Annotated in this window: 8 protein-coding genes; 3 read left to right on the forward strand and 5 right to left on the reverse strand. The window is 44.5% G+C overall.

The genetic code is table 11. The features are described from left to right. Nucleotides 1-99: 99 nt before the first annotated feature. Entirely contained in the window at nucleotides 100-327 is a 228-nt protein-coding gene (locus F3741_06880; protein MZG30519.1) for a hypothetical protein, read from the forward strand. A gap of 106 nt (nucleotides 328-433) precedes the next feature. Here F3741_06880 and F3741_06885 read toward each other — a convergent pair whose 3' ends face one another. The 3 genes from F3741_06885 to efp form a co-directional block, all read right to left on the reverse strand. Beyond that, a complete protein-coding gene (locus F3741_06885) occupies nucleotides 434-835 on the reverse strand; it encodes an ExbD/TolR family protein (GenBank protein ID MZG30520.1) in 402 nt (133 codons plus the stop codon). Between the two features lie 29 nt (nucleotides 836-864). Further along, nucleotides 865-1,578, reverse strand: a complete 714-nt coding sequence (locus tag F3741_06890; GenBank protein MZG30521.1) for a Tol-Pal system subunit TolQ — start codon at nucleotides 1,576-1,578, stop codon at nucleotides 865-867. Between the two features lie 242 nt (nucleotides 1,579-1,820). After that, nucleotides 1,821-2,393, reverse strand: coding sequence for an elongation factor P (gene efp, locus F3741_06895; protein ID MZG30522.1), 573 nt, complete (start codon nucleotides 2,391-2,393; stop codon nucleotides 1,821-1,823). Nucleotides 2,394-2,515: 122 nt separating this feature from the next. Between efp and F3741_06900 the strand changes: the two genes are divergently transcribed. Both F3741_06900 and ettA read left to right on the forward strand, forming a co-directional pair. After that, nucleotides 2,516-3,175 carry a class I SAM-dependent methyltransferase gene (locus F3741_06900; GenBank protein ID MZG30523.1) on the forward strand — a complete coding sequence of 220 codons (660 nt, stop codon included), beginning with the start codon at nucleotides 2,516-2,518 and terminating at the stop codon, nucleotides 3,173-3,175. A 68-nt stretch (nucleotides 3,176-3,243) separates the two neighbouring features. Further along, on the forward strand, nucleotides 3,244-4,923 hold the full coding sequence (gene ettA / locus F3741_06905) for an energy-dependent translational throttle protein EttA (GenBank protein MZG30524.1): 1,680 nt from the start codon (nucleotides 3,244-3,246) through the stop codon (nucleotides 4,921-4,923). A 25-nt stretch (nucleotides 4,924-4,948) separates the two neighbouring features. Here the strand turns inward: ettA and F3741_06910 are convergent, their stop codons facing one another. Both F3741_06910 and F3741_06915 read right to left on the reverse strand, forming a co-directional pair. Further along, complete coding sequence (locus tag F3741_06910) at nucleotides 4,949-5,395, reverse strand: cytochrome c (GenBank protein MZG30525.1); 447 nt, start codon at nucleotides 5,393-5,395, stop codon at nucleotides 4,949-4,951. Between the two features lie 71 nt (nucleotides 5,396-5,466). Then, complete coding sequence (locus tag F3741_06915) at nucleotides 5,467-6,465, reverse strand: c-type cytochrome (protein ID MZG30526.1); 999 nt, start codon at nucleotides 6,463-6,465, stop codon at nucleotides 5,467-5,469. Between the last annotated feature and the right edge of the window lie 42 nt (nucleotides 6,466-6,507).

Below are 6,507 nucleotides of genomic sequence, written 5' to 3' on the forward strand. Positions count from 1 at the left end.
AACTGGTCAAGCTCTTCAATCATATTTTTGGTTGGTGGTATTACCATCTTTGATTCCAGCTTGCCCAACTCCTCCAGAATTCCCTTGGATCGAGGGGTTTTGATTGCAGGAATTTTAGTAGGTTTGGAAACGGTATTTTTTTTTGCAACAGGTTCTCTCTTTATAGCCGTTTTTTTCTTTGCCGCTGGTTTTTTACTGGCTGTTGTTTTTGCCTTGGGTTTTCTGGCTTTTACTGGACGCTTAGAAGTTTTAGCCGCGGCTGTTTTAAAGCCTGTCGGTTCGCTGACCAGATTCACCATAAAAGCAGGAACTATCGGTTTATCCTGAATACCGGGTTTGGGAAGAAACAACACAATTGTTAAAAGAAGCAGATGCCCAAAAACAGAAAAAACAAGCATCTGGTTAAAATCAAAAGACTGGAAAAACTGAACTCTCATGATGTCGAAGGTTCTGTCACCATGCCAATATTCTGCACTCCGGCCTGCTTAACGGTGGATAAGACGTGCATGACAAAACCATAGTCCAGTGTTTTATCTGCTCTCAAATAAACCCCGCCGTCTTTATCAGCTTTAATATACTGCTCCACCTTACGGGTTAACCCCATAAGGTTTGTCAACTCTTCCTGCTTCCAGAATATTTTTTTACTGCTCTTTAAAGTAATGGTGGGAATTTCTTTAATGGTCATAGGAGCGATTGATTCCTTAGGAAGCTGGACTTCCATACCGTGTTGCATGAGTGGCGCTGTGATCATAAAAATCACAAGCAAAACCAGCATAACATCCACAAAGGGAGTCACGTTTATCTCTGCCAGAAATGGTCTTCTTTGCTTTAACATAAACTTATTTCAGAAACTGGAACAACCATTCACGAAAGGTCAAAAGAATTTTCTTCAATCGGTTCCCGCACAAAGTTTTTTTCCGCCATATAAACAAAGTCCTGCGAAAAATCATCCATAACGGACGTAAAAAGTACAATTTTGTTATTGAAGTAATTAAAAAAGATAACAGCAGGAATTGCCGCAACCAATCCTGCGGCGGTGGCTATAAGTGCTTCCGCAATTCCAGGGGCCACTCCCCCAATACTGGCTGTTCCCTGTAAACCTATAGATCTGAAAGAATGCATGATTCCCCAAACAGTCCCAAACAAGCCTATAAAGGGAGTTGTGCTGCCGGTTGTTGCCAGGAAATCCAACCTGTGCGACAGCCTTCCCACTTCTCGATTGATGGCTTTATTGAGAGCAAGGCCAATGCCTTTCAAGTCTCTCTGGGTCACCAGTTCTCCGCCTGCAGGTGGAGGTTCGCCACGCTTTTTGCGTTCCTCCTTTGCCATCTCCTGAAAAACATAGAGCTCCCGATAACCGGTCAGGAATACCCTGGCCAAAGGGCTCGTTCGCAGTTCTTTTGAAAAGTTATAAATATGGGTCAGGTTCTCGGTTTTGGAAAAGGTCTCAAGAAATTGAGTATCTTCATTTTTTGCCCTGCGATATGTACTGAACTTGTTAAAGATAATCGCCCAGGACACTATGGAAAAAACCAGGAGTAAAAACAAAACACCTTTGGCCATTAAACTCGATTGCATGACCAACTCAACAACACTTAATGGATTTTCAGAAATTACATTTTGCACACGGAACCTCTTAGTGGATAAAGTGAGGCCCAAAGGCAGGACGCCAAAAGGGATAAGTTTACTTTCTTCTAATTAAATCAACAATTTACTTTAATTAAATCCCCGGTTTAAGTCAAATATTATTGCTCTTTGAAAATTACCAGGAAGAATAATAACCGGTTTACAACGAGTTGTCAGCTCTACAACGAAGAGCTTTATTTTTTCGCTCGCTCAAGATACTCTCTTGATGTGGTCGATACACGAACCACCTCACCTATTTGGATAAACTGCGGCACGGTCACAACCAATCCTGTTTCGAGGGTCGCGGGTTTCCCAGACCCGGAAGCGGTAGCTCCTTTCAAAGGAGGTTCTGTATCGGTTACTTTAAGTTCAACAGCCTCAGGGAAACTGACACCAACAGGGCTGTCATCACAAAACTCAATGATCACCTTGGCATTCGGTAAAAGAAACGCTTTATCATCACCGATAACTTTTTCTTCCAGAAATGTCTGCTCGTAAGTTTCACAATTCATAAAACATAACCCCGCAGGGTCATCGTAAAGATATTCCATCTCCACCTGCTCCATTTCGGCCCGTTCAACCGCTTCATCAGCACGAAACTTAATTTCTGTTTGCGTTCCATCTTTTAGTTTTCTAAGCTTGGCCTGCATGCAGGCTTTTCCTTTTCCAGGGGTTCGATGGTCGGCCGTCATGACTCGATACAAATCACCCTTAACTTTAATTACATAACCGGGTCGAAGCCCGTTACCATTAACAAAAGAAACCATTCGAAAAACTTCTCCAATATTATTGAAACAGATTAAAAACCGGTTTTTACCCTAGATTCGATGATTATCATTGAGCAGATGGTAAGAATCAAGCAAAATTCCAGACGGTACTTGAAAGATTTATGAAATGCCCACTATGTAATTCTTCAGCCCATTTCCTCATCAGCGGAGAAAACCGTGAATACTGGCTCTGTTCAGTGTGTCGGGCTATATTTGTGCCTGAAGGCTTTCACATTCCCAGGGAAGAAGAGGTTAAACGGTATTTACAACATGAAAACAGTATTGACAATGATGGCTATGTACAAATGTTTCAGAATAAGATTAATATCCTTAAAGACTATGACATTCAATCAGCGCTGGATTATGGCTGCGGTTATGAACCGGTATTGAAAACCCTGCTGGAGAAAGAAGGGATTCATACAACTGGATACGATCCAAACTTTTTCCCGGATACATGTCTGGATTCATTTTACGATCTTGTCATCTCCACAGAAACCTTTGAGCATCTTAGAAATCCCGCTGAAGAATTAGAGCGTGTATCCAGCAAAGTGAAACCTGGGGGATATCTCGCAATCATGACCAGGTTTTACCCAAATGAAGAAAACGCTTTTTCAGACTGGTATTATAAACGCGACCCAACCCATATTATTTTTTACTGCTCCCAGACCTTTGAGTGGATTGCGGAAAAAACGGGATTCAAATTGATCTTCAACAATGAACACGATTTTGTGGTATTAAATAACTCTCTATCGAGAGAAGCTGGTAGCAATCTAGTCCCTTAGCAGGACGCGGTATCTACAACATCAAAAATCATGCCCCGCAGAGGCACGCCTAGTGGAGAAGAAGTGTTATGGCAGGAGAATATATTTTTACAATGCAGGACCTGATAAAACGTTACGGACGCAACGAGGTTCTAAACGGTATCAACCTCAGTTTTTATCATGGCGCAAAAATAGGAATCGTCGGAGAAAACGGATCGGGCAAATCCACTATCCTTAAAATCATGGCTGGAGAAGACCAGGATTTTGAAGGACGTGCCCAGCCTTTAAAGGGAACCACCATAGGGTTTCTGCCTCAAGAACCGGTTCTGGACAATGATAAAACGGTCCGTGAAAATGTCGAGCAGGCTTTTGGCGAAATCAAAAAAATGATCGAAGAATTCAACGAAGTCAGCGCAAAAATGGCCGAACCCATGTCGGATGATGAGATGGAAAAGGCTATGGAAAAAATGGGCCGGCTTCAGGACCAGATTGACGCCGTCGATGGCTGGGAACTGGACCGGCAGGTAGAGGTGGCGATGGACGCCCTCGTGCTTCCCGCCGATGACCAGAAAGCCGGTACCTTGTCCGGAGGTGAAGCCCGCCGGGTTGCCCTTTGCAAACTTCTCCTGCAAAAACCGGACATGATCCTTCTTGATGAACCCACCAACCATCTGGACGCTGAGACCGTGCAATGGCTGGAAGATACCCTCGCCAATTATCCCGGCAACGTCATCGTTTCCACACACGACCGATACTTTCTCGACAATATCACCAAGTGGATTCTCGAACTGGAAAGTGGAAAAGGCAGACCGTTTGAAGGCAATTACAGTTCCTGGCTGGAACAAAAGGCTGAAATCTTGAGGCGTCGTGAAAAGTCGGCTTCGACACTGCAGAAACGTTTGGAAAAAGAGCTGCAATGGTTGAGAGAAACACCCGGAGCACGACGCAAACACAATAAAGGGCGGATCAATGAATACGAAAAACTTTCCGCACGCAAAGTGGATATGGAAGACAACACTTTGGAAATCCAGATCGCTCCCGGCCCGCAACTCGGCGAACAAGTCATCGAGGTCGATACGCTCAGTAAAGGCTACCAAAAGGATGACCCCATCATCAAAGACCTGACTTTCTCGGTACCACGCGGAGCAGTTGTCGGACTGATCGGGCCTAACGGCGCTGGTAAAACCACCTTGTTCCGCATGATCGCCGGAGAGGAACAGCCTGATTCGGGAGCCCTCAAACTTGGTTCCACCGTAGAACTGTCTTACGTTGACCAGCACCGTCATGACCTGGGCCCTGACAACACGGTGTTCGAGGAAATCACCGGCGGCACCGAGCACATTGAAATTGCCGGGAAAACGGTCGTATCAAGAGCCTATGTCGGGAGGTTTAATTTCAAAGGTCCGGATCAACAGAAAAAAGTGGGCGAGCTTTCCGGGGGTGAGCGCAACCGGGTCCACCTTGCAAAACTTCTTAGGAGGGGCGGTAACGTCCTGCTCCTTGATGAGCCCACCAACGACCTGGACGTAACCACCTTGCGCAACCTTGAAAACGCCATTATGGATTTTAGCGGATGCGTGCTGGTGATAAGCCATGATCGTTTTTTTCTCGACCGGATCTGCACCCACCTTCTGGTCTTTGAAGGAAACAGTAAGGTGAGATGGTTTGATGGGAACTTCGAAGAGTATCAGGAAAAACGCAAACAGGAACTGGGTGGACGAGAAGAGAACAAACGCTCCAAATACAAGAAGCTCACCATTCACAAATAATCGTAATTCACAATATAGGGAAGTATTACGAACTGAACTGGCGAATATAGTGTATCAGTACCCAGATTTTCCAGTTTTCCAGATCCGGGTAGGCAGGCATTGAGGTTCCAGGTATGCCATTTTTGATGGCCCAGAACATCTGCCCGTCGGAGATATTTCGCATGGTTTCAGAACAGGAGAAGTTTCGCGCTGGAGGGTTGGCTTGCAACCCCATATGCCCAGTTCCGTCTCCATTACCACCATGACAATGCTTGCATTGAAGAGGGGATGATTTTACCTGATAAAGTGATTTCCCTTTTTTTATTCTTTTTTCTGTAACCTCCAAAGGGTTGACCATTTTCAAAAACTTTGCTGGAGCCTGAGGTGTTTTTCTAATTTGAGGGCACTCGGCCTTAGTAGACTCATGGTCTGCATAGGCCAATGGCACTCCAACAAAAAATAGCAAGATAACCAACAATAAAAATCGCCACATATAGTTTTTCTCCACAGTCCATTCTTGACTATCGTTTACTCCTTAAAATGGACACAATACCTTTTCATTAATTAGCCTTTGAAGGTGGAGCGGAGATAAGCAATTACATCGGCCAGGCTTTGTTCGGACAATGTTAAACCCCAGTCCGGCATATTGGGAGATTTGCCCACACTCTTTCCTCCGTAAAAAATCAGATTATATAAATAATCCTCCGGGTAATCAGAGAGAGGAAGGTCTGCATGTACAGCAGGCTTTGGGTCTAACCCTTTTGCGCCCGGCCCATCTCCCTGACCTTGCGGACCATGACACTGCACACAATATTCTTTGTAAACTTTCGCACCACGCTTTACGTCAGCATTTTTGAAAGCAGTTGTTTTCCAGGGCTCAAAAAATTTAAAGTCCTTCACACCAAGTGTCATGACATAACCAATAATTTGACGTGCTTTACGAGTGCTGATATCAGCCAGATATTCCCCGCTATGTGGGGTGAAGTCCTGAGGATTTTGTGCAAACCGGGTCCACCAATCCAACGTATAACGGTTACCCGCATTGAATAGGTCAACACTGATCGGGCCTCCTATTTTCTTATCTTCGCCGTCCTTAATCTGATGGCAAGCCAGGCACGAGTATTGCCGGTAAATTTTCGCCCCTAGAGCGGCTTCCATTTCGGTGAAAGTTGACATGTCGACAAAACTTTTTTTGATTCGAGGGTCTTTGTAAGTCTTTTCCATATAGCTGGCAATCGCCTCGGCTTCTTCTTTCATCAGAACCATATGTTTACCGGAGAATCTCAATTTATCCCAACGATAACTATTTGGATAGAGGTTATCTTCCTGACCAATCAACCAACGGCGTAACCATGCGCGCTGATATTTTACACCACTCCAAATCAAGTCAGGGGCTTTCAGCTCAAACTTAGAGGTCGGTTTCCCTTCAAATCTGTGACAGTTTTTGCACTGACTATTAATTATTTTTTGTGCAAACACATCATCTTCGGCTCGAATAATTGAAGGTGCTGAAAATAAAACAAGCAACAAAACTGCACAAGATTTAACTGACAATCCCCACATAAAGTTTCTCCTCACAGTAAAATCAGCGATAACGTGGTTTTG

The organism is Nitrospinota bacterium (assembly GCA_009873635.1).
GTDB lineage: Bacteria > Nitrospinota > Nitrospinia > Nitrospinales > VA-1 > LS-NOB.

Coding starts and splice junctions, on each gene's coding strand:
- F3741_06885 (MZG30520.1), bottom strand. CDS start 835: ATGTTAAAGCAAAGAAGACCATTTCTGGCAGAGATAAACGTGACTCCC.
- F3741_06900 (MZG30523.1), top strand. CDS start 2,516: ATGAAATGCCCACTATGTAATTCTTCAGCCCATTTCCTCATCAGCGGA.
- F3741_06890 (MZG30521.1), bottom strand. CDS start 1,578: ATGCAATCGAGTTTAATGGCCAAAGGTGTTTTGTTTTTACTCCTGGTT.
- efp (MZG30522.1), bottom strand. CDS start 2,393: ATGGTTTCTTTTGTTAATGGTAACGGGCTTCGACCCGGTTATGTAATT.
- F3741_06910 (MZG30525.1), bottom strand. CDS start 5,395: ATGTGGCGATTTTTATTGTTGGTTATCTTGCTATTTTTTGTTGGAGTG.
- ettA (MZG30524.1), top strand. CDS start 3,244: ATGGCAGGAGAATATATTTTTACAATGCAGGACCTGATAAAACGTTAC.
- F3741_06915 (MZG30526.1), bottom strand. CDS start 6,465: ATGTGGGGATTGTCAGTTAAATCTTGTGCAGTTTTGTTGCTTGTTTTA.